This window comes from Nocardia sp. NPDC058499 (assembly GCF_042719915.1).
Taxonomy (GTDB): Bacteria; Actinomycetota; Actinomycetes; order Mycobacteriales; family Mycobacteriaceae; genus Nocardia.
Genome location: NZ_JBHXMZ010000003.1, coordinates 428,894 through 454,729 on the forward strand (window position 1 = coordinate 428,894; position 25,836 = coordinate 454,729).

A 25,836-nucleotide genomic window follows, 5' to 3' on the forward strand; every position below is an offset into this window, starting at 1 on the left:
GAGCCCCGCCCGAAAGTGGGCAGTGGCGGCGATTGTGGACAACTCGCGGGCTGTGGACAACTTTGCGAGCGCGACCGCCCCTTGAATAGAGGACGGCCCCAGCCGGGGGGGGAGGAGGCTGGGGCCGTCGGGGTTCAGCCCCGGGGGGTCGGGCTGAACGCGCCTGGAACATGTCCAGGTGACAGCCATACTACACCCAATCCCCGACGGGAACGCAAGCCCCGCGACAAAGAAGTTCGCCGGTTCACACCCGCTATTATATGCCAGGAAAAAGCACAGGTCAGGACCGCCGAATCCACCCGGCAGCGCCGACACGCCAGGCACCGATGCTTATCCTGAACCCGTGACGGACTCTGCTGATTCGACTCCGCTGACCGGCGATCGCCACGGCACCAACGGCCGTATCGCCGCCTTCTTCGACCTGGACAAGACGGTGATTGCCCGCTCGAGCACCTACGTGTTCAGCAAACCCTTCTTCGCCGAGGGCCTGATCAACCGGCGTGCCGTGCTGGAGAGCAGCTATGCCCATTTCATGTTCCTGCTGTCGGGTGCCGACCACGATCAGATGGAACGGATGCGCGCCAACCTGACGAACATGGTTGCCGGCTGGGATGTCGCCCAGATCCAGTCGATAGTGGCCGAAACCTTGCACGACCTGGTGGATCCGCTGATCTACGCGGAGGCAGTCGATCTGATCGCCGATCACCGGATCCGCGGCCACGATGTGGTGATCGTCTCCGCCTCCGGCGAGGAAGTCGTGGCCCCGATCGCCGAGGCACTCGGAGCCACATATACCGCCGCCACTCGGATGGAGGTCGTCGACGGTAAGTACACCGGGGCCGTCGACTTCTACTGTTATGGGCAAGGCAAGGTCACCGCCATGGAAAAACTGTCCGCCACAGCGGGTTACGACCTGTCGCGGTCCTACGCGTATTCCGATTCGATCACCGATCTGCCGATGCTGTCAGCGGTCGGCCACCCGACCGCGGTGAATCCCGACCGAAACCTCCGGCGGGAGGCAACAGCGCGGGGCTGGCCGGTCCTCACGTTCTCCAATCCGGTTTCGCTGTGGTCACGGTTTCGCGCACCGTCGAAAACGACGGCCACCGGTATTGCGGTCGGCCTGAGCGCGCTGGCCGCCGGCGCGCTCACCTATCGACTCCTGCGCCGCCGCTGAAGATGGCCGCTCACCTGGTCTTATAGCATATTCCTCCAATTGGCGGGATCATTCGGTGAATGTTCGGTGATGTTCCGCGAAGCCTTGATGTGAGTGCGCTCACAGTGTAGAAATGGAGGCACGGAAGGACGGAAGGCCAAGGCGCAGCCGGAAGAGAAGGCTCCGCCTCCCGACCCACCCTTCCCAGCACGGACACCAGGTACCCACGCGGAGCTCGCCGCGACAAGGGCAGGAGTGTTGTGGGCCTGCGAAATCCGGTTCGTTGCCGGCGATGGCCTCGCATAGCTGCGGGGATGAGCTGCTGCGGAGCCCGGAGGAACGCCGAGGCCGGAGAACACAACCCATTTCAGCACGCATGGTAACCGGGTAGTCCGTGCTCGCGGGCGGTGAGGTCCAAGGACCACGCCGCCCGCTTTGATGTGCGGGGAACGCCGCGTCCGGGGGCGGTGAACCGGGTGGTCCATCCGCAAGGTACTCAGCCGGCTGCCGCCTCCGCGATCGACATCGCTTCCCGCGCGCCGTCTTCGAGCGCCCCGCAGCAGAAAACCACCCAGCCGCCGACACCCGCGGCGGTACCGGCGCCGAAACCCGCCGCCGCGTCCAGGTAGGCCTGCCGGCGCCGCAACAAGAAAACCTCCGGTACACCGAGCGCGTGCGGATCCAGCCCACTGGACACGGTCACCAGTCGCGACGCCGCCCGGGCGACCAGTGCGTCCGCGGTCCCGAACGGTTTCAACGTCATCAGCTCGCCGTGCACCACGGCCGCCGTCACCGGGGCGGGCGCCGAGGTGGACAGCAGGGTCTGGGCCAGAACGTCCAAGCGTTCGGCGACACCTCCATGAGCACGTGGCCGGCCCAGTTCGCCTTCGTCGTCGACCAGGTCCGCGGCGGCCAGCAGGTGCAGCCGGGCCAGCGCCTGCAGCGGCGCCCGTTCCCAGACCCCGACCAGGTTGCGCAGTGCATCGCCTTCCAACGCCTGCCCCACGCGCAGCGCGCCGGCCAGGATCGGATCGGCGACCGCGCCGTCGGCAGGGAGTTCGGTACTGCCGCCGTCGAGTGCCGCCGAGGATCGCGCGGCGCGCACCGCGGCTTCGGCCGACGTGGTCGGCCAGCCCCGGCGATTGGTTTTGTGCCGGTGTACCTCGGCCAAGGCGTCGCGGGCCTTGTCGGCGGCGGCCCGGACGCAGGGCAGTTCGGTGAGGGGCGCGAGCGGATCGGTCACGGGGTAGCAGGCTACGCGGCGCGGCGGCACGGCGGGCGCGAGACCCGCGTGGTCCCCCGTTACCCGACGAGCAGGTCCCGCCCCGGGATGGCCGCGAGCAGGCTGCGGGTGTACTCCTCGGCGGGTGCTTCGAAGATCCGCTCGGTCGGCGCTGCCTCGACGATGCGGCCGTCGTGCATCACCAGGACGTCGTCCGCGATCTGGCGGACCACGGCCAGATCATGGGTGATGAAGAGATAGGTGAGCCCCAGGTCGCGCTGCAGACGGTCGAGTAGGTCCAGGATATTGGCCTGGACGAGCACATCGAGCGCCGAAACCGCCTCGTCGCAGACCAGCAGATCCGGTTCGAGGGCCAGTGCCCGGGCGATGGCCACCCGCTGACGCTGCCCGCCGGACAGTTCGTTCGGGTAGCGGGGCGCGATACCGGCCGGCAGCGCGACCTGGTCCAGCAGTTCGCGGACCCGGGCGTCGCGTTCGGCACGGGTACCGAGGTTGTGGGTCCACAGTGGTTCGGCGATGCACCGGTGGATCGAGTACATCGGGTCGAGCGAGGCGTAGGGGTTCTGGAAGATCGGCTGCACCCGGCGGCGGAACCGGGTCTGTTCGCGACCCGACAGTCGCGCGATATCGGTACCGTCGAAAATCACCGAACCCGAGCTGGGTTCGAGCAACCCGAGGACGAGCTGGGCGACCGTGGATTTTCCGGAACCCGATTCGCCGACCAGCGCGGTGGTGGTGCCGCGGTCCAGGCGGAACGAGACGTTCTCCGCTGCCGTGCTTTCCCGGGAGCGCCACGGGACCGTACCGCGCACCCGGTAGCGCTTGGTCAGCCGGTCGGCGACCAGGATCGGTTCCTTGCCGCCTGCCCGGTCCGGCTCGACACCGCGGATACGACCCGCCCGCCGCCCGGCGGCCAGCGAAGGTGCCGAATCCACCAGTTTCCGGGTGTAGGCATGCCGCGGATCACGGAGCAATTCGAGCGCGGGGCCCGATTCGACGACGCGGCCCCGATACAGCACCACCAGGTGTTCCGCGCGTTCGGCGGCCAAACCCAGATCGTGCGTGATGAGCAGCATGGCCGTACCGAATTCGCCGGTGAGACTGTCGATATGGTCGAGGATCCGGCGCTGCACGGTGACGTCCAGCGCCGAGGTGGGTTCGTCGGCGATCAACAGCGCCGGTCGCGCGGACAAGGCCATGGCGATGAGCGCGCGCTGCCGCAGCCCGCCGGACAGTTCGTGCGGGTACTGGCCGGCCCGGTGCTCCGGGTCGGGTATTCCGGCGGCGCGCAGTAGTTCCACAGTCCGCTCCCGGGCCGCCCGGCCGCGGGCTACACCGTTGGCGGCCAGGGTCTCCCGGATCTGGAATCCGATCGGGTAGACCGGGTCGAGATTCGACATCGGGTCCTGCGGTACGAAACCGATCTCGGTGCCGCGCACGGCCGCCAGCCGGGATTCCGGCGCGCCGGCCAGTTCCGTACCGGCGAAGCGGATACTGCCGCCGGCGATACGCCCGCCGGGCGGCAGCAGACCGAGGACGGCGTGCGCGGTGGTCGATTTACCCGATCCGCTCTCCCCGACGATCGCCACGGTTTCACCGGGGTAGACGCTGAGATCGACGCCGCGTACCGCCTCGACCCGGTCGTCGCCGGTCCCGAAGGAGATGTGCAGATCCCGGATCTCCAGCAATGGGCGGTCGTCGGTGGCACCGGTCATGATCGCTTCCTGTCTCGGGTCCGCGCACGCGAGGCGCCGTACCGGCTTCCGGCCGGCCGGATTCGCCGGTTTCCGCCGTTCACCGGGCCCGCCGGGTTTTCGGATCGATGGCATCGCCCAGCGCATCGCCGAGCATGATGAAGCTGAGTACCGTCAGCGCCAGGGCGGTGGCCGGGTAGAACAGGATCAGCGACCCCCCGCGCAGTTGCTGCTGGCCGGTCGCGATATCGGCTCCCCAGGAAACCTCGGTGGGCGGCAGCCCGACGCCCAGGAAGGACAGTGTCGCCTCGGTGACGATGAAAACACCCAGCCAGATCGCGGTCACCACGATGATCGGTCCCACCGAGTTCGGCAGGACATGGCGGACGAGGATACCGAGGCGGGAGACGCCCAGAGCCCGGGCCGCCAACACGTATTCGCTGTTCTTCGCCGCGATCACCGAACCGCGGGCGATACGCGCCGCCTGCGGCCAGGTGAAGCCGGCCAGGGTGACGATCACCAGCCAGAGGGTGCGCTCGGTGGACAGTTGCATGAGAACGATGGCGGCGAGCATGAGCGGGATGGCATAGACGATTTCGGAGATCCGGGAGATGACCGAATCGAGTAGTCCGCCGTAATAGCCGGCCAACGCCCCCAGAGTCGCTCCGATCAGGACGAACAACGTCGCGGCCCCCACGCCGGTGAGGATGGAGGCCCGCGCCCCGTAGATGGTGCGCGCGTAGATATCGCAGCCCTGTAGGTCGAATCCGAACCAATGCGCCGAACTCGGCGGCAGCAGACTGTTGTCCACCAGGCAGTAGCGCGGATCCTGGCCGGTGAACAGTCCGGGGAATGCGGCCACCACGACCACGAGCAGAATGAGCGCCGCCGCGATCCAGAACAGCGGGTTGCGGCGTAGATTCCGCCAGGCCTGACCCCAGAACCCGCGCGGTGCGCCCGCGACCCGGACCCGATCGGTGGCCTCCACGGTCACCGTGTCCGGTTCGGCGACCCAGCGTTGCCGGCCGGGCCGGCGGGGCAACTCATCCGACATTGCCGCACTCCTGTTCAGGCATAACGGATCCGCGGGTCGAGTACCGCGTACAGCAGGTCCACCACGAGGTTGGCGAGCAGGAACACCACGATCAGCACCGTGACGAACGAGACCACGGTCGGCGCTTCGCCCCGCACCACCGCCTGATAGAGGGTGCCGCCGACGCCGGGAATGTTGAAGATGCCCTCGGTGACGATTGCCCCGCCCATGAGCGCGCCGAGGTCGGCACCCAGGAATGTGACCACCGGGATGAGGGAGTTCCGCAGGATGTGGACGGGGACCACGCGGCGCCGGGGCAGGCCCTTGGCCGTTGCCGTGCGCACATAGTCGGCGTCCCGAGTGTCCGCCACCGAATTGCGGGTCAGCCGCAGGACGTAGGCGAACGAAAGCGATCCGAGTACCAGTGCGGGCACCACCAGGCGACCCCAGCTCGCGTCCGCGCCGACCGTGACCGGTGCGATCCCCCATTTCACGCCCAGCAGGAACTGTGCGAGGAAGCCGAGGACGAAAACCGGTATCGCGATCACCAGCAGGCTCACCACCAGCATGGCCGAATCGAACAGCTTGCCCTTACGTAAACCGGCCAGGACACCGAACAGCACCCCGAGCACCGCCTCGAATACCAACGCCAGGAACGCGAGCCGGAAGGTGATCGGAAACGCGCGCGCCAGTTCGTCTTTCACCGAGCGCCCGGAAAACGAGGTGCCGAGGTCGAAGGTGAAGATGCCTTTGAGGTAGTAGAAGTACTGCACGAAGAAGGAGCGGTCCAGGTGATACCGCGCGCGCAGTTGCTCCTCCAGGGCGGGGGTGAGGGTGCGGTCACCGGCCAGCGCCGCCACCGAACCTCCGGAAATCTTGTAGATCAGGAAGTAGACGAGCAGGGTGGCGCCGAAGAACACCGGAACCATCTGCAGCAGACGCCGCACTACGTACCAGGCCATACGCGCTCCTCACGCCTCTCGAGTCCGGGCGTCATATCAACTCGAGGTTCTCGAAATCCGCCATCCCGTTCCAACCGAAGGTGACCCCGCGGACCCGGTCGGAGTACCCGGACGAGTTCACATAGTCGAAGACCGGAATGGTGGGCAGGTCGTGCAGGAGAACCGTCTGGGCCCGGGCGACGAGCGCCCACGATTCGGGCTCGGTCGAGGCGGCTTCGGCGGCCGCGATGAGGGCGTCGAATTCAGGGTTGTGGTAGTCGAAATCGTTGGTTTCGGAATGACTCAGGAACGACGGCTCGAGGAACTGGAGCATGGTCGGATAGTCGCCCTGCCAGCCGGAACGGAAGGCCTTACCGACGGTCCGCGAGGTGATCTGGTCGCGTAACTGTTTGAACGTCGGATAGGCGGCCCCGACCGCCTCGATACCGAGAGTGTTCTTGATACTGTTCGCGACCGCGTCGACCCAGGGCTGATGATCGCCGTCCGCGTTGTACGCGATCTCGAAACGCCCGCTCCACGGAGAGATCTCGTTCGCCCGCGCCCACAGCCGGCGCGCCTGCCCCGGATCGAATTCGAGAACCTCCGACCCCGGCAGATCATCGTCGAAACCGGGCAGCACGCTGGATGTGTAATCCCGGGCCGGTGTGCGGGTACCGCGGAAGATCTTGTCGCCGATGGCCCGGCGGTCGATCGCCCGCGATATCGCATGCCGGCGCAGCCGCCCCTCCTCACCGCCGAAATGTGGAAGACCCGGCTGGGTACCGATCCACAGGTTCTTCGCGGTCGCCGCGGCGACGGCGCGGTCCCCCAGGTCGGCGTGGACAACGGTCAGCGCGCTGGTGGGAACCGTATCGAGCACATCCAGATTGCCGGCGAGTAGATCGGCGTAAGCGGCATCGATATCGGAATAGAAGACGAAGGTCAGGCCCTTGTTCCGGGCCGGCCGCCCACCCCGGTACGACTCGTTCGGCACCAGATCGAGTTTCACATCGTGCTGCCATGCATCCGGACCCGCGAAACGGTAGGGGCCGTTGCCGATCGGGTGCTGCCCGAATGCCTCCATATCCGCGAACGCCGCCTCGGGCAGCGGGTAGTACGGGGCATAGGCCAGGCGCGTACGGAAATCGATGGTGGGTACCTTCAGGTCCACGGTGAAGGTGAGATCGTCGAGCACTCGAAGACCCGACATATTCTGTGCCCGTGGCGGATCCGCCTGCACATCCTCGAAACCGACGATCGGCTCGTAGGTGTAGCTCTGCAGCTGGGCGTTGGTGACCAGGGCGCCGTAGTTCCAGGCGTCCACGAAGGAATGCGCGGTGACCGGTGAGCCGTCGCTGAACGTCCAGCCGGGTTCCAGGCGGATCCGGTAGTGCTGCTGATCGGTGGTCTCGATGGATTCGGCGACCTCGTCGTGCAGGCTGCCGTCGGCAGCGATCCGGCGCAGGCCCGCGAACAATCGGTCGACGATCCGCCCGCCGCCGTTCTCGTTCGTATTCGACGGCACCAGCGGGTTCTGCGGTTCCGAGCCGTTGACGGCGATGGAATCACCCAGCGCCGGCGTCACCGTGCAGCCGGGCAGCACCGCCACCGCGCCCAGCGCCAGCACCAGCACGATCGCCCGCCACGACCACGACGCTCCCCGCACGCAAACTCCCCGCTCGATCGCTCCGCCCGGTGTCCACCCTGCCGCGAGACCGAGGCCGCTGCACCCTTCGCGCCCGACGCCACGTCGTGTCCGGCTCGCGCGCCGAAATGCGGGCCCATACCTCGCAGAGTTGTCCGAGGATACCGGCACACGCTCCGTCACGCGCGGCTTCGCGCACTTCCCGCCGGGTCGCAGGCGACCGTTCATCCGCTCCCGGCAGCCGTTCATCCCATGTCGGCGGCCTTTCGTCCGGGGATACGCACGGCCGGACCCGGGAGAGTTTAGGGTCACAGTCAGCCCTCATGGTGCAGGTAACGCGAAGGAAGTGACTCAGATGACCGAAACGCCGGACGCCTACCCGCCGAGCGCGGAGTTCGCTGCCGCGGCGAATGTGGACGCGGGTATCTACGAGCGTGCCGCGCAGGACCGCGAAGGGTTCTGGGCAGAGCAGGCCGACCACCTCCACTGGCACCAGCGCTGGAACCAGGTGCTCGACTGGAGCGAGGCCCCGGTGGCGAAATGGTTCGTCGGCGGGCGCCTGAACGTCGCCTATAACTGCGTGGACCGCCATGTCCTCGAAGGACGCGGCGACAAGGTCGCGCTGCACTGGGAGGGCGAGCCGGGCGATTCGCGCACGATCACCTACGCGGATCTGCTCGCCGAGGTCGGCCGCGCGGCCAACTATCTGACCTCGCTCGGGCTCACGGCCGGCGACCGGGTGGCGATCTACATGCCGATGATCCCGGAAACCATCGTGGCGATGCTGGCCTGCGCACGGCTGGGCCTGACGCATTCGCTGGTTTTCGCCGGGTTCTCCCCGACCGCACTCCGCCAGCGCATCGACGATGCCGAGGCGCGCCTGGTCATCACCACCGACGGCCAATGGCGCCGGGGTAATCCCGCGCCGCTGAAGGAGGCGGTCGACGAGGCACTGTTCGCGCACGGTGACGTTCCGTCCAGCGTGGAGCACGTACTGGTGGTGCGCCGGGTCGGTATCGAGGTGGCCTGGACCGAGGGGCGCGACCTGTGGTGGCACGAAACGGTCGCCCAGGCCGAGCCCGCGCACGAGGCCGAGGCCTTCGATTCCGAACATCCGCTGTTCATCCTCTACACCTCGGGCACCACGGGTAAACCCAAGGGCATCCTGCACACCAGCGGTGGATACCTGACCCAGACCAGCTATACCCACCGCGTGGTGTTCGACCACAAACCGGAGACCGATATCTACTGGTGCACCGCCGATGTCGGCTGGGTGACCGGGCACAGCTATATCGTCTACGGTCCGCTCGCCAACGGCGCCACCCAGGTGCTGTACGAGGGCACCCCGAATTTCCCCGACGAGCACCGGCACTGGCAGATCATCGAGAAGTACGGGGTGACGATCTACTACACCGCGCCCACCCTGGTCCGTACCTTCATGAAGTGGGGCCGCCAGATCCCGGACGCCCACGATCTGTCCTCGGTCCGGGTGCTGGGCTCGGTCGGCGAACCGATCAACCCGGAGGCCTGGCGCTGGTACCGCGATGTGATCGGCGGCGGCACCGCGCCGATCGTCGACACCTGGTGGCAGACCGAAACCGGCGCCATCATGATCTCCCCGCTGCCCGGTATCACCGCCACCAAACCGGGCGCCGCCATGACCCCGCTGCCCGGTATCTCGGCCACCGTGGTGGACGAGGAAGGCAACACCGTGCGCCGCGGCGAAACCGAGGCCAACGGCTATCTGGTCCTGGATCAGCCGTGGCCGGCCATGCTGCGCGGAATCTGGGGCGATATGGAACGCTACCGGGCCACCTACTGGGAGCGTTTCGCCGAACAGGGCTGGTACTTCGCCGGTGACGGCGCGAAACTCGATGTCAACGGCGACCTCTGGGTACTCGGCCGGGTCGACGACGTGATGAACGTATCCGGGCATCGCATCTCCACCGCCGAGGTCGAATCCGCCCTCGTCGGCCATTCCGGAGTCGCGGAGGCGGCGGTGGTCGGCGCCACCGACGAAACCACCGGCCAGGGCATCGTGGCCTTCGTCATCCTGTCCGCCGGCGCCACCGATACCGGCGCGGCCATGATCGACGAGCTCAAGGCCGAGGTGGCGCGCGAGATCAGCCCGATCGCCCGCCCGCGGGAGATCCACGTGGTGCCGGAACTGCCCAAGACCCGCAGCGGCAAGATCATGCGCCGGCTGCTGCGCGATGTGGCCGAGGGTCGCGAACTGGGCGATACCTCCACCCTGGTCGACCCGCAGGTCTTCGAGAACATTCGCGCGGGACGTTCGGAATAGGCCAACCGTCGGGCCCGGGACAGCGGAATGCTCCCCGGGCCCATTCGAGATGCGCGTGGCGGGCGCGAGATTACCGACCGTTAAGATTGCATATGGTGTGCCGGGAAGTCTGGTCGGCGAGATGGTCGTGCGCTCGCCGGTGATCAGCCGGTCGGGCGGACGCAGCAATTGTCCGTACGACCGAAAGGTTTCCCGTGCTGAGCAGCCCCCGGTCGGAACTCGCCAGATATCTGCGCACCGAGACCGTGGGCGGTTCACTGCTACTGGTTGCCGCCGCGGTGGCGTTGCTCTGGGTGAACTCACCGTGGGGTGAGAGCTATCTGACCCTCACCGAAACCCATCTGGCGATCCCGCCCCTGCACCTCGACCTGACCGTCGCCGACTGGGTCAAGGACGGGCTGCTGGCCGTCTTCTTCTTCGTCGCCGGGCTCGAACTCAAACGCGAACTCGTCGTCGGCGAACTGGCCGACCCGAAACGGGCCGCGCTGCCGATCATCGCGGCCGTGGGCGGTGTGGTGACCCCCGCGCTGATCGCCTACGGCGTCGGTTTCGGTGTCGAAGGCATGGACCGCGCCTGGGCCGTCCCGGTCGCCACCGATATCGCCTTCGCGCTCGCCGTACTGGCGATGACCGGGTCCCGGATTCCCGCGAGCGCCCGGGTCTTCCTGCTCAGCCTCGCCGTGGTGGACGATCTGATGGCGATCGTGCTCATTGCGGTGCTGTTCACCACCGGGCTGGCGTTCACCTGGCTGCTGGTCGCGCTCGCCGGCTGCGGCGCCTGGTGGTTCGCCCAGCACCGGCGCTGGAACTCGCCGCTGATCTATATTCCGCTGGCGCTGCTGTGCTGGTACGCGCTGCACGAAGCACATATCCATCCGACCCTCGCCGGAGTCGCGTGCGGCTTGCTCACCCGTGTCCGCACCGACGAAGGCGAGGACGAAGCGCCCGCCACCCGCTGGGAACATAAGTTCCAGCCGATCTCGGCCGGTCTGTGCGTACCGTTGTTCGCGCTTTTCGCCTCGGGTGTGCCGATCAACGGCGAAGTCCTGGGCAACCTGTTCACCGAGCGGCTGTCCCTGGCGATCATTCTCGGTCTGCTACTGGGCAAAACCATCGGCATCTTCGGCGTCAGCTGCGTCGCGATCCGTACCGGGCTCGCCAAACGTCCCGCGAACCTGGGTTATCGCGATATGTTCGCCCTGTCGGTGCTGGGCGCGATCGGATTCACCGTTAGCCTGCTCGTGGCGGAACTGGCATTGGAGGACAATCCCGAATCCGCCGAATTGGCCAAAGCCGCGGTGCTGGTGACCTCCATGGCCGCATCGCTGATCGGTTCGGCGCTACTGTTGCGGCGTGGGCGTGTCCACCAAGCGCGACGTGACGCGGATGCGCTAGAACCAGAACAGTAAGACCGAGCAGAATCGGGACAGGGAGAGGGTCGACCACGTGAGTGTCACACAGGGCGGTAACGGCGACGGCGCACGAGGCGGCACAGTCACCTCGATTCCGCTGTCCGAGATCGACCCGCATGCCTCGGCCAGTTTCGGCAGCCTGGTCCGCGACGCCTCCGAGCAGGTCTCGACCCTGGTCCGTGCCGAGGTGGCGCTGGCCAAGGCGGAGGTCACCGGTGAGATCAAGAAGGGGCTGCAGGGCAGCGTCTTCTTCATCGGCGCGCTGACCGTGCTGCTGTTCAGCAGCTTTTTCTTCTTCTTCGCGGTGGCCGAAACGCTGGATATCTGGCTCACCCGCTGGGCCGCATTCTGGATCGTCTTCGCCTTCATGATCTTGGTCACTGTGCTGCTCGCGTTCCTGGGGTACCGGAAGGTCAAGAAACTGCGGGCACCGGAGAAGACGATCGATTCGCTCAAGCAGACCCGCACGGTGCTGCCCTCCGGAATCGGCAGCCACGACGACCCCTCCGCGCTGGCGAAGACCACGCGCTGAGCGGGCCAGACACCGGACGCGACCGGGCGTTCACTACGCTCGGACGCCGTGGCGTCGAACTTTCCCCCGGACCCGTCGAGCGTGCGCTACGACGGTGCCTGGACGCACCGTGATGTGCACGCCAACGGGATACGGCTGCACGTAGCTTCCGCGGGCCCGGGCGACAACCGCGCCGGGCCCGGTGCCCCCGCGCCGCAGCTGGTGGTTCTGCTGCACGGATTCGCCGATTTCTGGTGGACCTGGCGGCATCAGCTCACCGCCCTGGCCGAACTCGGCTACCACGCCGTCGCGGTCGACCTGCGCGGCTACGGCGACAGCGACAAACCCCCACGCGGTTACGACGGCTGGACCCTGGCCGGCGATATCGCCGGGCTGATCCGCGCACTCGGCTACAGCGACGCGACGCTGGTCGGGCATGCCGACGGCGGTCTGGTGTGCTGGGCGACCGCGGTCCTGCATCCGCGACTGGTACGCGGAATCGCCGTAGTGTCCTCACCGCACCCGGCGGCGCTCAAGAGCTCGATATGGCGCGACAACGCCCAGCGCCGCGCCTTCCTGCCGGGTTTCCTGCGCGCCCAGCTACCCCGCTATCCCGAACATCTACTCACCCGCGAAGACGGCCGCGGCACCGCCGATCTGCTGACCGTTCGCAGTTCACCCACCTGGACCGATACCGCGGAATGCGCCGATACCGCGACCCGGATGGCCTCGGCGATCCAGATTCCCGGCGCGGCCCATTGCGCGCTGGAATACAAACGATGGGCGTTCCGCAGCCAGTGGCGTCCCGACGGGCGCCGGTTCATCGCGGTGATGCGCAAACCCGTCGATATACCGGTGGTTTCGATGCGCGGCGAATTCGATCGGTACATCCTCCCGCATACGGTGCACCGCGCACCACAGCTCGCACCACGCCGGCGGGTGGTGACCGTCCGCGACGCCGCGCATTTCGCGCACCAGGAGAATCCGGAGGCCGTCACCGCCGAGATCGCCAAACTCCTCGCCGGCGAAGGTGGCCGAGGCCGCGACAGCTACGCCTGACTGCCGTCCCGATACTGGGCGGCGAGGTTTTCGCCCGGCCTGCTCGCGGATGAGACCGCCGTCGGCTGCACGCCGACGAGTAGCGATGCGCCGCCGGGATGATCGGATGAGACCGCGGCCTGCTGGCTATCCGGCCATCGCCATCGGCCAAGCGGGATTCGGCCCTCACCGCTAGTGACGGCGGGGCCCGGCTGTCCGTCCGGGCACACCCGGAACACAGCAGTCAGCGATCGACTCGGGTCAGCTCAGTACACAGGGGCCCGTGGCGACCGGCACAGTCGACGAGGGCGCCGCGGTGATCCGTTCGTGGACCTCGTTCAGCGTCAGCACGTATCCGGTGTCGTCGTCGGTGACGGCGGCACCGAACACCACGCCCAGCACCTTGCCCTCGGTATCGACCAGCGGGCCGCCCGAGTTACCTGCCCGCACCTGGCCGCGAACGGTGTACACCTCGCGTTCGACGGTCCCGTCACGGTAGATGGTGGGACCGCTCAGATCCAGAGTTTCCCGGACCCGGGCCGCGCTCGCGGTGTAGCGGCCGCCGCCCGGATAACCGAGCACGATCGCGCTTTCGCCCGAACCTGCCGCATCCGGCGCCTGCGGTATCACCGGCGCGGTGAGCCCGGGCACCGACAGCACCGCGATATCCATGGACGGATCGAATTCCACCACTGTCGCTTCCAGCGGGCCCGCGGCCGAATCCACCGTCACGCTGGTGGTTCCGGCCACCACGTGTGCGTTGGTCATCACCCGTTCCGGCGCCACCACGAAACCCGAACCCTCCAGCGCACGCTGGCAACTCGGCGCGACACCCCGGATACGCAGCACACTCTGCTGCAGCGATTCGGCCACGGGACTGGCCAGCACACTCGGATCCGGGGGCTCCACCGCCGCGATGGGCGCGCGGCCGAACGGCCCGATCACATCCGGCAGACCCGAGGTGTTCAGCAGTTTCGAGAACTCGTTGGGTAGTTTGCGCAACCAATCCGGGGCGACCCGGTTGACATCGGCAAGCACGCGAGAGCTGTTGATAGCCGAGGCGATTGCCGGTTGCGAAGAGGTGGCCAGCGGTAGCGCCAGCAGCCATGCCGTCACCAGTACCGCGCCGGCCATGAGCACCGCGCCGACCGTGCTGTCGGCGCCGCGGGCGAAGGGATGCCGCATCCCGCTGCGTGCCGCCCGGCCCAGCACCATTCCGGCGATCTCCCCGACGATCACCAGCAGCACGATGAGCAATACACCGGCCAAAACCCGGCTACGGCCCTCGTCGATGTGCACGAGAATATGCGGGGCGATCAGGATTCCGGCGACAGCGCCCAGCACCACCCCGAGAAATGCCAGCGCGGAACCGACCGCACCCTGCCGCCATCCGGACGAGGCGGCCGCCAGCGCCAGGATGACCACCGCGATATCGAGCCACGCCGAAGAGCTCACAACACCATCCCCACCGCGGCCAGCGCCTGCTCCAGATCACGCACGTCGGTTCGGTCCCATTCCGATTCCCAGCCCAGTGAAGTCATGAGTCCGGCCAGTATGCCGCCGGTGAGCCCCCAGACCAACATTCCGTCCACCTGGAACGCCGGACTGCGGTAGCCGAGCGCACTGCGCACCAGGAAACGGTTCGCCGGATCCAGCAGGTCCGACATCGGCACGCGGCCCACCCGATCGGTCTCCCCGCGATCCATGACGCGCACCTCGCTCGGCGTGCGCCAATAGGCGACCACCGGGGTCACATCGAAGCGGGAGGGCGGTACGAACAGCTCGGGCAGGGTCGTGACCGGTACGACGCCCGTGCGTTCGAGTCCGGTCTCCTCCCAGGCCTCACGCAGCGCGGTATCGACCGGCCCGTCGTCATCGGGATCGACCGCACCGCCGGGGAAGGCGACCTGGCCGCGGTGCTGACGCATGGTGGAGGCACGTTGGGTGAGCAATACCTCGGCATTCGCGGGCAGGCTGCCCGGCGCCGCCGGATCACCGGCGGGGTCACCGGCGAACAGCACCAGTACAGCGGCTTTACGCACCTTGCCGGCCATCGTGCGGCGCAGAACCCGCGTCCGCCCCAGGGTGTCGGCGAAATCGGGCTGCCCGGGACCGGCCGCCCTGCTCAGCCAGGGCGGCAAATGTTCTTCGGTCATGCGGTAACTCCCAGGGCACCGGCCACGGTATCGGCGATATCGGCGACATCGCGGAACGGGCGGGCGACGTACTCGGCAATCGAACCATCCGGCCGGATCAGCACCGTGATCGGTAGCGCATTGGGCGCATTCGCCGCCGCGCGCACCCGGGCGTCGGGGTCCTGCAGGCCGGGCAGCCGCAGTTCCGGCCGGTGCTGGGCTCGGAGATCCTGATTCAGCGCGGCCAGCAGCGATAACGCTTTCGCCTCGTCCGGATCGCTGTGCACGGTCAGCACCCGCACCGCCGATCCCGCCCGGTCCGCGTATTCCTGGAACAGCGGCAATTCGGTCCGGCAGGGCTCACACCAGTAGGCCCACAGGTTCAGCACCATCGGGGCACCGGTCATCCGGCCGGGCGTTGCCGGCGCGCCGTCGGCCAGGCAGGTCAGGACGATATCCGCCAGCGGCCCCGCCGGTGGTGAATCGGAACCCGGGGGGCAGATCGCGGCACCCGAGGCCTGCCGCAGCGCGGGATCGATCCCGCGGGCAGGTTCCGGAGTCGCCCCGGTGCCATCGGAATCCGAACCGCCGCGCGGCCACAACGCCACCGCCGCCGCCAAAGCCACGATCACTGCCGTCAACGCCCATTTCCACAAAACCGGTCGGCTCACCGGCCCACCAGTTCGAGCAGATGCGCGGCCTCCGGACCTTTCACCAGTGCCGCGGCGGTATCAGGATCGGTGGGGCCGGCGCCGAACGAAGGACAATCCTTGGCCAGGACACACACACCACACGCGGGTTTACGGGAATGACAGACACGGCGCCCATGGAAGATCACCCGATGGGACAGCAGTGTCCACTCCTTGCGTTCGATGAGCGCACCCACGGCGTGTTCGACCTTGACCGGATCCTCCTCGGTCGTCCAGCCCCAGCGACGCACCAGCCGCCCGAAATGAGTGTCGACCGTGATACCCGGAATTCCGAACGCGTTACCGAGAATGACATTGGCAGTCTTGCGGCCGATCCCGGGCAGCCGGACCAGCTCTGCCATCGTGTGAGGTAATTCACCGTCGTGCCGTTCGAGTAGTGCCTGCCCGAGACCGATCAGCGAATTGGCCTTGTTGCGGTAGAAACCCGTCGGCCGGATGAGTTCCTCCAGCTCCGTACGGTTCGCCTCGGCATAGGCCCGGGCATCCGGATAGGCGGCGAAAAGCGCCGGAGTGGTCATATTCACTCGCACATCCGTGCACTGCGCCGAGAGGATCGTGGCGACCGCCAATTCCAGTGGATTACCGAAATCCAATTCGCAGTGGGCATCCGGAAATGCCCGCGTCAGCATCCGGTTCATCCGGCGTGCACGGCGCACCAGACCCAATCGGGTTTCGGCCGGTCGGGAACCGGTTTTCCGATTTCGTACCCCGCCGGAAACCGAGGGCGCAGCACCCGCCGCGGCTGTTCCGGAAAGGGGGCTTCCGGCGGTATCGGAGGGGGAGATTCGCACCCATCCACCATACGGAACCCACCGACAACCTTGCCCTGCCAGTTCTGGTCCCGTATTCCATCTGAGACCTCGACCGTGTTTACTACCCGGCATGCAAGGACTCGCTGTGGCGCTCTTCCCAGTGGTGTTGATGCTGTTCGCCCTCGGTATGGAACGGGTGGAGAACCGTCTTCGCAAACTTGTCGAGCCCGACGAGGAGGTCCAGGCCTACCTGGACAAAGCCAGCAACGCCGAGGTCAACGAGCTCACCAAACTCGGCCTACCGGCGGCGGTCGCGCGTATGCGCCGCCGTCGCAACCGTAGCGAGGAGGCCGAGGAACCCCTCGATATCGCCCGGGCGAGCTGATTCGGCGCGCCCGCTGCCGTGGACCGGACAGCCCCCGGTTAACCTTCCTTTCGTGGTGTCTGTCACTGCGCGTCGATAAGGCCGCGTAGACTGCACTGTCGGCCGAACCGCTTCGGTCCGACGACTACAGCCATTCCCGATAAGGAGCACATTCGTGGACGAGGCCCTCGCCAGAGCCGGCATCTTCCAAGGCGTTGAGCCCACCGCGGTGGCTGCGCTCGCCAAACAGCTGCAGCCCGTGGATTTCCCCCGCGGCCACGTCATCTTCAATGAGGGTGAACCAGGCGATCGGCTGTACATCATCACCGCCGGCAAAGTGAAGCTCGGCCGCCGTTCGCCGGACGGCCGGGAAAACCTGCTGACCATCATGGGACCGTCGGATATGTTCGGCGAGCTGTCGATCTTCGACCCGGGTCCGCGTACCTCCACGGCCACCACGGTGACCGAGGTCCGCGCAGTCACCATGGACCGGGACGCGCTCAAATCCTGGATCGATCAGCGTCCCGAGATCGCCGAGCAGCTGCTGCGCGTGCTGGCCCGCCGCCTGCGCCGCACCAACAACAACCTCGCCGACCTGATCTTCACCGATGTCCCCGGCCGGGTCGCGAAGGCGCTGCTGCAGCTCGCCCAGCGTTTCGGTACCCAGGAGGCCGGTGCGCTGCGCGTCACCCACGATCTGACCCAGGAGGAGATCGCTCAGCTCGTGGGCGCTTCCCGGGAGACGGTCAACAAGGCGCTCGCCGATTTCGCGCATCGCGGCTGGCTGCGTCTCGAGGGCAAGAGCGTGCTGATCTCCGATTCCGAGCGGCTGGCCCGCCGGGCGCGCTGAGTCACACGGCCGGATCGGAGCGCCGTGGTTCGCCGTGGCGGGCCGCCCCGGCACGGTGAACGGCCGACTCCGGTCGTTCGTGCGTAGTACCCGGCTGCAGCGCAGATAGCCGGGTACTGCTGACGCGCTCCGGACGGCAATGACGCGAGTGGCCCGTTACAGGTCGCGCTCTGCCGGGAACGGGTCGAATGCGATAACGCGCTCAGGCGTCCGGTTCGGAGCGCAGATAAGTGAGCTGGGATTCGACCGAGTTGCGCGCCATCGGCCACATGCTCTCGTCCACATCCACGTACACCTTGCGCACCACGTCCATGGCGTCGGCGTCCGCACCGAGTTCGTCGAGCGCCGCGCGAACCTGTTCGAGCCGCTCGTGCCGGTGGGCGATGTAGTATCGCGCGACCGGTTCCAGGTCCGGATGGTCGGGACCGTGCGCGGGTAGCAGTGCCCGTCCGGCTCCCTCCGCCAGCAACCGGTCCATCGAGCGCAGATAGTCGCGTAGAGTGCCGTCACGGTCCAGCACGGTGGTGCCGCGACCCAGGATGGTGTCGCCGGACAGCACCGCGTCCGCGAGCAGGAAGCTGACCGAATCGGCGGTATGCCCCGGGGTGTGCAGCACGGTGATCCGCAGACCTGCGATGTCGATGACCTCATCGCCGGTCAGCGGCGCGACCTCACCGCGCAGGAATTCCGATTCCATGGCGCGTACCGGCGACCCGGTCAATCGGACCAGTTCGTCGATCCCGCCGGTGTGATCCGGATGACGGTGGGTGATCAGCGTCAACGCCACCGCACCGCCGGTCGCCTCGGCTATCGCGGCGATATGTTCCGGATCGTCCGGCCCCGGGTCGACCACCACACAGTCGGTGTGCCCGGGAGCCCGCAGAATCCAGGTGTTGGTTCCGTCCAGGGTCATCGGCCCCGGATTGTTCGCGAGCAGTACCGCCGCGGTCGGCGTGACGGCACGCAATTTCCCATAGGCGGGATGGGTGAGTGTCATCGACGACACCTCCGATCAGAAAGCAACAGAGTCGAATCTACGGTCCACGGCGCCACAACTCCGGTACAGGTCTCGGATCCCGGGACATCGGGCGAACCGCCAACCGCAGCCGCACAGCAGATTCCCACAGCCATAGGAAGGCCGGAGAGATCCGAGGGGCGAAGTGACAATCCGCACTCCGCCCGGCCCCTGCTCGGTTCGCCCGCGTGGCGGTGGGCCTAGCGGATCTCGGCGATCAGTTCGACCTCGACCGGTGTGTTCTTGGGCAGCTCGAAAACGCCGACCGCCGACCGCGCGTGCGCACCGGCGGGGCCGAACACCTCGCCCAAGAATTCCGAGGCGCCGTTGATCACCAGCGGCTGGTCGGTGAACCCGGGTGCGGAGGCCACGAAACCGACGACCTTCACGATCCGCAGCACCTCGTCGAGGCCTACCAGATCGTGCACTGCGGCCAGTGCGTTCAGCGCGCACCAGCGGGCCGCGAGCACCGCCTGGTCGAGCGATACCTCGGCGCCGACCTTGCCGACGGCCGTCAGCTCACCCGAGACGAACGGCAGCTGCCCGGAGGTGTAGACATGCGCGCCGCTGCGCACCGCCGGCACGTAGGCGGCGACGGGGGCCACCACCTCGGGCACTTCCAGCCCCAGCCGGCCGAGGTTCGCGCGCCATTCGGTAGCGGGTCCGCTCACGTTGGATTCCCCCACGGCGCTTACTGCTTCGGCCGCTTCAGGTACGCGACATGCTGCTCGCCGGTCGGGCCGGGCAGCACGGTCACCAGTTCCCAGCCGTCGGCGCCCCACTGGTCCAGGATCTGTTTGGTCGCATGCGTCAGCAGCGGTACGGTCGCGTACTCCCACGGGGTGATATCGCTCATGCGCACCGAGCGTACTGGGTCCCGGGCCGAGTACCCGGCGCAGGACCGGGTGTGACCGAACAGGTGTCGGATCCCGGTGTCTGGTACACCACAGCAGGACAATCCGGAGTATGCGGGCATCCGTCCAGTCCGGGTTATAGGCTCGCGACCGTGGCAGAACCAACGACGATGTCGGAATCGGCCCACCCGGATATGAAAACCGGATGGCCCGAGCGTGCGGCGAGCGCCCGGCTGCACTATGTATCCGGTAAAGGCGGCACCGGTAAGTCCACGGTCGCCGGGGCGCTCGCGCTGGCACTGGCCGCGGGTGGACGGCGTGTACTTCTGGTCGAGGTGGAGAACCGGCAATCGATCGCGCAACTGTTCGACCTGCCGCCGCTGCCACCCACCGAGACGAAGATCGCCACCGCCGACGGTGGCGGCGAGGTCGTGGCATTGGCACTCGATATCGAGCACGCCTTCCTCGAATACCTCGATATGTTCTACAACCTCGGCTTCGCGGGGCGTGCCATGCGCCGGATGGGCGCGATCGATTTCGTCACCACGATCGCGCCGGGTCTGCGCGATGTCATCCTGACCGGCAAGATCAAGGAATGCGTGGTCCGGGTCGACAAGCAGGGCGCACCGGTCTACGACGAGGTCGTGGTCGACGCCCCGCCGACCGGGCGGATTGCGAGCTTCCTGGATGTCACCAAGGCGATGGCCGAACTCGCCAAGGGCGGCCCGATCGCCGGGCAGGCCGAGAGCGTATCCCGGCTGCTGCATTCGGATCAGACGATGATCCACCTCGTCACCCTCCTCGAGGCGCTGCCCGTCCAGGAGACCCTCGATGCCGTGGCCGAGTTGAGCGCGAATGACCTGCGAATCGGCAGCGTTATCGTCAATCGCGCCGCGCAGAGCCCGCTGAGTGTGGAAACCCGTGCGGCCGCGGCCGCGGGCGAGCTCGATACCGAGGCTGTCCGCGCCGGTCTGGAAGCCGCCGGAATCACCCTGACAGCCGCCGACTTCGCGGGCCTGCTCACTGAGACGGTCGAGCATTCGACCGTGTTGAGCGCTCAGGATCAGAGCGCCACGGATCTGCTGGATCTGGATATCGCACGATTGCAGCTACCCACCCTCGACGAGGGTATGGACCTAGGCGGCCTGTACGAGCTGGCCTCCTACCTGACCGAACAGGGAGTCCGATGAGCACCCGACCGGCCGGCCCGGCCCCCCTGGACATCTCCGGCATCCTCGACGACCCCACCGCCCGGGTCGTGGTGTGTTGCGGTTCCGGCGGCGTCGGCAAGACCACCACGGCCGCGGCGATCGCCTTGCGGGCGGCCGAGCTGGGCCGCAAGGTCGTGGTTCTCACCATCGACCCGGCGCGGCGACTGGCCCAGTCGCTGGGAGTCGCGGATCTGGACAACAGCCCGCAGCGGGTGGACCTGGGCCCCGAGGTCAAGGGCGAACTGCACGCCATGATGCTGAACATGCGGCGCACATTCGATGAAATGGTGCTCGAACACACCACACCGGAGAAGGCCGAACAGATCTTCGCCAACCCCTTCTACCAGGCTGTGGCCTCGTCCTTCGGTGGCACCCAGGAATACATGGCGATGGAGAAACTGGGCCAGCTGGCGGGGCGAAAGGAATGGGATCTGATCGTCGTGGACACCCCACCGTCGCGGAATGCGCTGGATTTCCTCGATGCACCGAAACGGCTGGGAACCTTCCTCGAAGGCCGCATGATCCGGGTCATCATGGCGCCCGGCCGGGGGGTCGGGCGGTTCGTCACCGGCGCGATGAGTCTGGCGGTGCGCGGGGTGTCGACCATTGTGGGCGGTCAGATGCTCAAGGACGCCTCGAATTTCCTGCAATCGCTGGAATCGCTGTTCGGCGGCTTCCAGGAGCGGGCGAACCGTACCTTCGCGATGCTGGCCAAACCCGGCACGCATTTCCTGGTGATCGCCGCCCCGGAACCCGATGCGTTGCGCGAGGCATCGTTCTTCGTGGATCGGTTGTCGACCGAGCAGATGCCACTGGCCGGGCTGGTACTCAACCGGACCCATCCGGTGTTGTGCTCGCTGCCGGCCGATCACGCCCTGACCGCCGCCGACCGGCTCGGCGATTCCGATCCGCTGACCACCGGAGTGCTGCGCGTACACGCCCACCGGGTGGCGACCGCCCGGCGTGAGCAACATCTGTTGCACCGGTTCACCGGTGCGCATCCGCGAGTGCCGATGGTCTCGGTAACCGCTCTGCCGTTCGATGTCACCGATCTGGCCGCGCTGCGTGCGGTGGGCGCCCAGCTGGCAGGTACGGAGTCCGTGACCGCCGGCTGACCGGTCACGCCGCCGGGATTCTCCGGCCGATCAATCGGCCGCCGGGCATTCGGCGATTCGAATGCCCGGCGGCCGGTCGTCCAATAGGGATACGGGTTACATCGCCATCTGGTGCTGGCGCTGGGCGTGGAAGAAATCCGCCCAGGAGGTCACCTCAGGATGCTGTTTGAGCAGCGCCCGCCGCTGCCGCTCGGTCATACCACCCCACACTCCGAACTCGACCCTGTTGTCCAGTGCGTCCGCCCCGCACTCCATCAGGACCGGGCAGTGCCGGCAGATCGTCGCCGCCTTGCGCTGTGCCGCGCCGCGTACGAACAACTGATCGGGATCGACTTCCTTGCATCGGGCCTGGGAAACCCAGGCGATCCTTGCTTCGGCCTGCTCTACATCCAAGCGAGCGACGGGGGTTGTCATATGCATTTGGTGTGCCCCTTTGCCAGTCCGAACACCGGGTCACGGCGCTCCGGAATCGCGTGTACTCCGCAGCAACCCGAACCCCGCTGCGAAGTGCACCACATTCCACATTGAGTGTTAGCTCTATCACACTGAGCTCTCAATCTAGGTAAAGGTATGCCGCGAGCGCAAGACCGGATGATGACTTTTTGGTACGTCCGTCCCTGCGACCCGGTGCCTGTTGCCCGCCCATACGGCCGAATACGCACGTCAGGCGGGTTCCCTCGGATCGCACCCGTCATCGGCGAATCCGGATACACAACACCGGATGTCCACACTCCACGGACGCCGGACGGCCACCCTCTACCCTGGTGCTGTGCCGATCACACGTGCGCTCCTCAAGCTGGCGGGCAGCTGTGTACTCGCCTCCGTACTCGTTGCGGGAATGTTGTTCCCGGTCGCCGGAGGTTTCGGATTCGTCTCGAACCGCGCCGCCGACGCTGTCGACAACGTGTCGGCGGAACTGGTCGAGGGAACCGTGCCGGCCGTCTCCACCATGGTGGACGCGGCCGGTAACCCCATCGCCTATCTGTACGAGCAGCGCCGCTTCGAAGTGCCCAGCGACCAGATCTCCAACGATATGAAGCTGGCCATCGTCTCCATCGAGGACAAACGCTTCGCCGACCATCACGGTGTGGACTGGCAGGGCACCATCCGTGCCTTCCTCACCAACACCAGCAGCGGCGAGGTACAGCAGGGCGCCTCCACGCTCGACCAGCAGTACGTGAAGAACTTCAACTTGCTGGTGGTCGCGAAAACCGATGCCGAACGCCGGGCCGCCATCGAAACCACTCCCGCGCGCAAGATCCGCGAGATCCGCATGGCGCTGACCCTGGACAAGGAGCTCAGCAAGGACGAGATCCTCACCCGGTATCTGAACCTTGTCCCGTTCGGTAATTCGTCCTACGGCATCCAGGACGCGGCCCAGACCTACTTCGGTATCGACGCGAAGGACCTGAACGTCGCGCAATCGGCGATGCTCGCGGGCATGGTGCAGAGCAGTTCGAAACTGAACCCCTACACCAACCCGGAAGGCGTGACCGACCGGCGCAACATCGTCCTGGACACCATGATCCAGAACATCCCCAGCCGGGCCGAGGAGTTCCGGGCCGCGAAGACCCAGCCGCTGGGTGTGCTGCCGGAGCCGAAGGGCCTGCCGCAAGGTTGTATCGCCGCCGACGACCGCGGCTTCTTCTGCGATTACGCGCTGCAGTACCTGGCCGAGGCCGGGCTGAGCCAGGAGCAGATCCAGAAGGGCGGTTACCTGATCCGCACCACCCTGGATCCGGTCGTGCAGGACGCGGTGAAACGTTCGCTCGCCGAGCACGCCGACCCGCATCTGCCGAATATCGCCGAAGTCATGTCACTGATCGGCCCGGGTAAGGACAAACATCCGCTGCTGGCGATGGCCAGCAGCCGCACCTACGGCCTGGATCGGGAGGCACACGAGACACTGCTCGCCCAGCCGTATTCGATGGTCGGCGACGGCGCGGGTTCGGTGTTCAAACTGTTCACCACGGCGGCAGCGATGGAGAAGGGTATGGGTATCAACGCCCAGCTCGACGTGCCGTCCCGGTTCGACGCCCGCGGGATGGGTAACGGCGGCGCCCCCGGGTGTCCGCCCGCCACCTACTGCGTCGAGAACGCCGGTAACTACAAGTCGCCGATGTCGGTGACCGAGGCGCTGGCCACTTCCCCGAACACCGCCTTCGTGAAGCTCATCCAGGCCGTCGGCGTGACCCCGACCGTGGATATGGCGGTCCGGCTCGGCCTGCGCTCCTACACCGAACCGGGGACCTCCGGCTTCGGCAACCAGAGCCTGGCCGACATGATCAAGGGTCAGAACCTCGGTTCGTTCACTCTCGGTCCCGTCGCGGTGAATCCGCTGGAGCTGTCGAATGTGGCGGCCACGCTGGCGTCCGGCGGGACCTGGTGCCCGCCGTCGCCCATCGCCGAGGTTATCGACCGGTACGGCAAACCGGTACCGCTCACCGAACAGGCCTGCGAGCAGGTCGTCGAACCGGGTCTGGCCAATACCCTCGCCAACGCGATGGGCAAGGACCACGATCCGGGCGGTACGGCCGGTGCCGCCGCCGCGGCGACCGGCTGGCAAGGGCCCGTGGCCGCGAAAACCGGGACCACCGAAAGCCACCGTTCCTCGGCATTCGTCGGTTTCACCAATTCGATGGCGGGCGCGGCCTACATCTACGGCGACAGCCCGACCCCCGGCGAGATCTGCTCCTTCCCGCTGCGCAACTGTCCGGCCAGCGACGCCAACGGCCTGTTCGGTGGTAACGAGCCGGCCCGGAGCTGGTTCAAAGCCGTCAAGGAAGCCTCGGTGAACTACCCGCCGCCGACCCTGCCACCGGTGGACGAGAAGTATGTCCGCGGCGCGGAGAACGCCCAGGTCCCCGATGTGGTCGGGATGACGGCGGGCGAGGCGACCGGGGCTCTCACCGGCGCCGGTTTCAAGGTCACCTCGGTGACTTCGCCGGGCTCGGCGCCGAAGGGCACCGTCACCGGGTCGACACCGAACGGTTCGGCGATTCCGGGTTCGCAGGTGACGATCTATCTCAGCGACGGCACCATCCGGCAGGCGCCGGAGCCGGGACGTCCGCCCGCCTCGACGCCGAACGCCCCGGGGCTGCCACCGCTGCCACCGTTCCTACCGCCGATCCCCATACCGGTACCGATACCCCGGTGATCTCCGGCGGTGACGGCGCGGCGCACAAACGCCTAGAGCCGTGCCTTCACCGCCGCCGAGATCCGGGAACCGTCGGCCTTCCCGGCGGCCAGCCCGGTCGCGACCTTCATGACCTGCCCCATCTGCCGCTTACCCGGCCGCTCCCCCAGCTCCTCCGCGACCTGGGCGATCGCGGTATCGGCGAGATCGGCGACCTCTGCGTCGGTCAACTGGGTGGGCAGATATTCGTCGATGACCCGCGCCTCGGCATGCTCGTTGGCAGCCAGCTCGCCACGCCCGGCCTGGGTGTAGACCTCTGCGGCCTCGTTGCGTTTCTTCGATTCCTTGGTCAGCACCGCGACGACCTCGGCATCGGAGAGTTCCCGGGCTTCCTTGCCGGCCACCTCGGCTGTCTGCACGGCGGCGAGCAGCATCCGCAGCGTGTTGAGCCGCAGCGAATCCTTCGCCTTCATCGCGGCGGTCATATCGGCGCGTAGCCTCGTTTTCAGTTCCGACATGGGCGCAACGGTAGCCGCTGCACCTCGCCACGCCCATCGGATTATCCCTGCGCGCCGGGCGTGTCCACCCGCGGTTATCGCATTGTTTCCCAAGGCCACAGGCCCGGCGGAGGCGAGCATGAGCAGGTAATCCGCCTGCTACTACGCCGTAACTGTGGTTCAACACGCTGCGCACTGCGCCTGCTGGTCACCTATGCTGGG

At 67.1% G+C, this 25,836-nt stretch carries 24 protein-coding genes; 10 read left to right on the plus strand and 14 right to left on the minus strand.

Going from position 1 to position 25,836, the window contains the following annotated elements; genetic code table 11:
• Window positions 1–343 precede the first annotated feature (343 nt).
• The gene (locus ACFWPH_RS12220) at window positions 344–1,177 is read left to right on the plus strand and encodes an HAD family hydrolase (RefSeq protein ID WP_378750202.1); all 834 of its coding nucleotides are present in this window, start codon (window positions 344–346) and stop codon (window positions 1,175–1,177) included.
• A 475-nt stretch (window positions 1,178–1,652) separates the two neighbouring features.
• On the opposite strand, the gene ACFWPH_RS12225 is transcribed toward ACFWPH_RS12220, so the two are convergent.
• From ACFWPH_RS12225 to ACFWPH_RS12245, 5 genes are all read right to left on the minus strand, one after another.
• Window positions 1,653–2,399 (minus strand): oxidoreductase, encoded by a 747-nt coding sequence (locus ACFWPH_RS12225; RefSeq protein WP_378750204.1) that lies wholly within the window; start codon window positions 2,397–2,399, stop codon window positions 1,653–1,655.
• Window positions 2,400–2,458: 59 nt separating this feature from the next.
• Window positions 2,459–4,114, minus strand: coding sequence for a dipeptide ABC transporter ATP-binding protein (locus tag ACFWPH_RS12230; protein WP_378750206.1), 1,656 nt, complete (start codon window positions 4,112–4,114; stop codon window positions 2,459–2,461).
• A 79-nt stretch (window positions 4,115–4,193) separates the two neighbouring features.
• Window positions 4,194–5,147 carry an ABC transporter permease gene (locus ACFWPH_RS12235; RefSeq protein ID WP_378750208.1) on the minus strand — a complete coding sequence of 318 codons (954 nt, stop codon included), beginning with the start codon at window positions 5,145–5,147 and terminating at the stop codon, window positions 4,194–4,196.
• A gap of 14 nt (window positions 5,148–5,161) precedes the next feature.
• Entirely contained in the window at window positions 5,162–6,088 is a 927-nt protein-coding gene (locus ACFWPH_RS12240) for an ABC transporter permease (RefSeq protein ID WP_378750210.1), read from the minus strand.
• 31 nt (window positions 6,089–6,119) lie between these two features.
• Window positions 6,120–7,733 (minus strand): ABC transporter substrate-binding protein, encoded by a 1,614-nt coding sequence (locus tag ACFWPH_RS12245; protein WP_378750212.1) that lies wholly within the window; start codon window positions 7,731–7,733, stop codon window positions 6,120–6,122.
• A gap of 334 nt (window positions 7,734–8,067) precedes the next feature.
• On the opposite strand from ACFWPH_RS12245, the gene acs reads away from it, so the two are divergent.
• The 4 genes from acs (at window position 8,068) to ACFWPH_RS12265 (ending at window position 12,996) form a co-directional block, all read left to right on the plus strand.
• Complete coding sequence (gene acs / locus ACFWPH_RS12250) at window positions 8,068–10,014, plus strand: acetate--CoA ligase (RefSeq protein WP_378750214.1); 1,947 nt, start codon at window positions 8,068–8,070, stop codon at window positions 10,012–10,014.
• Between the two features lie 197 nt (window positions 10,015–10,211).
• The gene (gene nhaA / locus ACFWPH_RS12255; RefSeq protein WP_378750707.1) at window positions 10,212–11,423 is read left to right on the plus strand and encodes a Na+/H+ antiporter NhaA; all 1,212 of its coding nucleotides are present in this window, start codon (window positions 10,212–10,214) and stop codon (window positions 11,421–11,423) included.
• Between the two features lie 37 nt (window positions 11,424–11,460).
• Window positions 11,461–11,958: a phage holin family protein gene (locus ACFWPH_RS12260; protein ID WP_378750216.1), complete on the plus strand. Its 498-nt coding sequence runs from the start codon at window positions 11,461–11,463 to the stop codon at window positions 11,956–11,958.
• 48 nt (window positions 11,959–12,006) lie between these two features.
• Window positions 12,007–12,996: an alpha/beta fold hydrolase gene (locus tag ACFWPH_RS12265; protein ID WP_378750218.1), complete on the plus strand. Its 990-nt coding sequence runs from the start codon at window positions 12,007–12,009 to the stop codon at window positions 12,994–12,996.
• A gap of 240 nt (window positions 12,997–13,236) precedes the next feature.
• On the opposite strand, the gene ACFWPH_RS12270 is transcribed toward ACFWPH_RS12265, so the two are convergent.
• The 4 genes from ACFWPH_RS12270 to nth are packed head-to-tail and all read right to left on the minus strand — an operon-like array spanning window position 13,237 to window position 16,485.
• Window positions 13,237–14,430, minus strand: a complete 1,194-nt coding sequence (locus ACFWPH_RS12270) for a MarP family serine protease (protein ID WP_280414877.1) — start codon at window positions 14,428–14,430, stop codon at window positions 13,237–13,239.
• A complete protein-coding gene (locus ACFWPH_RS12275; protein WP_378750221.1) occupies window positions 14,427–15,131 on the minus strand; it encodes an NUDIX hydrolase in 705 nt (234 codons plus the stop codon). The genes ACFWPH_RS12270 and ACFWPH_RS12275 overlap by 4 nt, the downstream gene beginning before the upstream one ends.
• A complete protein-coding gene (locus ACFWPH_RS12280) occupies window positions 15,128–15,781 on the minus strand; it encodes a TlpA disulfide reductase family protein (RefSeq protein ID WP_378750223.1) in 654 nt (217 codons plus the stop codon). The genes ACFWPH_RS12275 and ACFWPH_RS12280 overlap by 4 nt, the downstream gene beginning before the upstream one ends.
• Entirely contained in the window at window positions 15,778–16,485 is a 708-nt protein-coding gene (gene nth, locus ACFWPH_RS12285) for an endonuclease III (RefSeq protein WP_378750709.1), read from the minus strand. Before nth ends, ACFWPH_RS12280 begins: the two co-directional genes overlap by 4 nt.
• A gap of 232 nt (window positions 16,486–16,717) precedes the next feature.
• On the opposite strand from nth, the gene ACFWPH_RS12290 reads away from it, so the two are divergent.
• Together ACFWPH_RS12290 and ACFWPH_RS12295 are read left to right on the plus strand one after the other, a co-directional pair.
• On the plus strand, window positions 16,718–16,957 hold the full coding sequence (locus ACFWPH_RS12290) for a hypothetical protein (RefSeq protein WP_081595241.1): 240 nt from the start codon (window positions 16,718–16,720) through the stop codon (window positions 16,955–16,957).
• 154 nt (window positions 16,958–17,111) lie between these two features.
• Window positions 17,112–17,786 carry a Crp/Fnr family transcriptional regulator gene (locus tag ACFWPH_RS12295; protein ID WP_033243926.1) on the plus strand — a complete coding sequence of 225 codons (675 nt, stop codon included), beginning with the start codon at window positions 17,112–17,114 and terminating at the stop codon, window positions 17,784–17,786.
• 202 nt (window positions 17,787–17,988) lie between these two features.
• Here the strand turns inward: ACFWPH_RS12295 and ACFWPH_RS12300 are convergent, their stop codons facing one another.
• The 3 genes from ACFWPH_RS12300 to ACFWPH_RS12310 all read right to left on the minus strand — a co-directional run bounded on the left by ACFWPH_RS12300 (window position 17,989) and on the right by ACFWPH_RS12310 (window position 19,657).
• Window positions 17,989–18,783, minus strand: a complete 795-nt coding sequence (locus ACFWPH_RS12300; RefSeq protein ID WP_378750226.1) for an MBL fold metallo-hydrolase — start codon at window positions 18,781–18,783, stop codon at window positions 17,989–17,991.
• Between the two features lie 218 nt (window positions 18,784–19,001).
• Window positions 19,002–19,472, minus strand: coding sequence for a RidA family protein (locus tag ACFWPH_RS12305; RefSeq protein WP_378750228.1), 471 nt, complete (start codon window positions 19,470–19,472; stop codon window positions 19,002–19,004).
• A 20-nt stretch (window positions 19,473–19,492) separates the two neighbouring features.
• On the minus strand, window positions 19,493–19,657 hold the full coding sequence (locus ACFWPH_RS12310) for a DUF4177 domain-containing protein (RefSeq protein WP_157116249.1): 165 nt from the start codon (window positions 19,655–19,657) through the stop codon (window positions 19,493–19,495).
• A gap of 168 nt (window positions 19,658–19,825) precedes the next feature.
• Between ACFWPH_RS12310 and ACFWPH_RS12315 the strand changes: the two genes are divergently transcribed.
• Together ACFWPH_RS12315 and ACFWPH_RS12320 are read left to right on the plus strand one after the other, a co-directional pair.
• Window positions 19,826–20,845, plus strand: a complete 1,020-nt coding sequence (locus ACFWPH_RS12315) for an ArsA-related P-loop ATPase (protein WP_378750711.1) — start codon at window positions 19,826–19,828, stop codon at window positions 20,843–20,845.
• Entirely contained in the window at window positions 20,842–21,981 is a 1,140-nt protein-coding gene (locus ACFWPH_RS12320) for an ArsA family ATPase (protein ID WP_378750231.1), read from the plus strand. The genes ACFWPH_RS12315 and ACFWPH_RS12320 overlap by 4 nt, the downstream gene beginning before the upstream one ends.
• Before the next feature lie 96 nt (window positions 21,982–22,077).
• On the opposite strand, the gene ACFWPH_RS12325 is transcribed toward ACFWPH_RS12320, so the two are convergent.
• Window positions 22,078–22,401 (minus strand): WhiB family transcriptional regulator, encoded by a 324-nt coding sequence (locus ACFWPH_RS12325; protein ID WP_062971942.1) that lies wholly within the window; start codon window positions 22,399–22,401, stop codon window positions 22,078–22,080.
• A 418-nt stretch (window positions 22,402–22,819) separates the two neighbouring features.
• On the opposite strand from ACFWPH_RS12325, the gene ACFWPH_RS12330 reads away from it, so the two are divergent.
• Window positions 22,820–25,138, plus strand: coding sequence for a penicillin-binding protein (locus ACFWPH_RS12330; protein ID WP_378750713.1), 2,319 nt, complete (start codon window positions 22,820–22,822; stop codon window positions 25,136–25,138).
• Between the two features lie 32 nt (window positions 25,139–25,170).
• Here the strand turns inward: ACFWPH_RS12330 and ACFWPH_RS12335 are convergent, their stop codons facing one another.
• Window positions 25,171–25,635, minus strand: coding sequence for a GatB/YqeY domain-containing protein (locus ACFWPH_RS12335; protein WP_378750233.1), 465 nt, complete (start codon window positions 25,633–25,635; stop codon window positions 25,171–25,173).
• Between the last annotated feature and the right edge of the window lie 201 nt (window positions 25,636–25,836).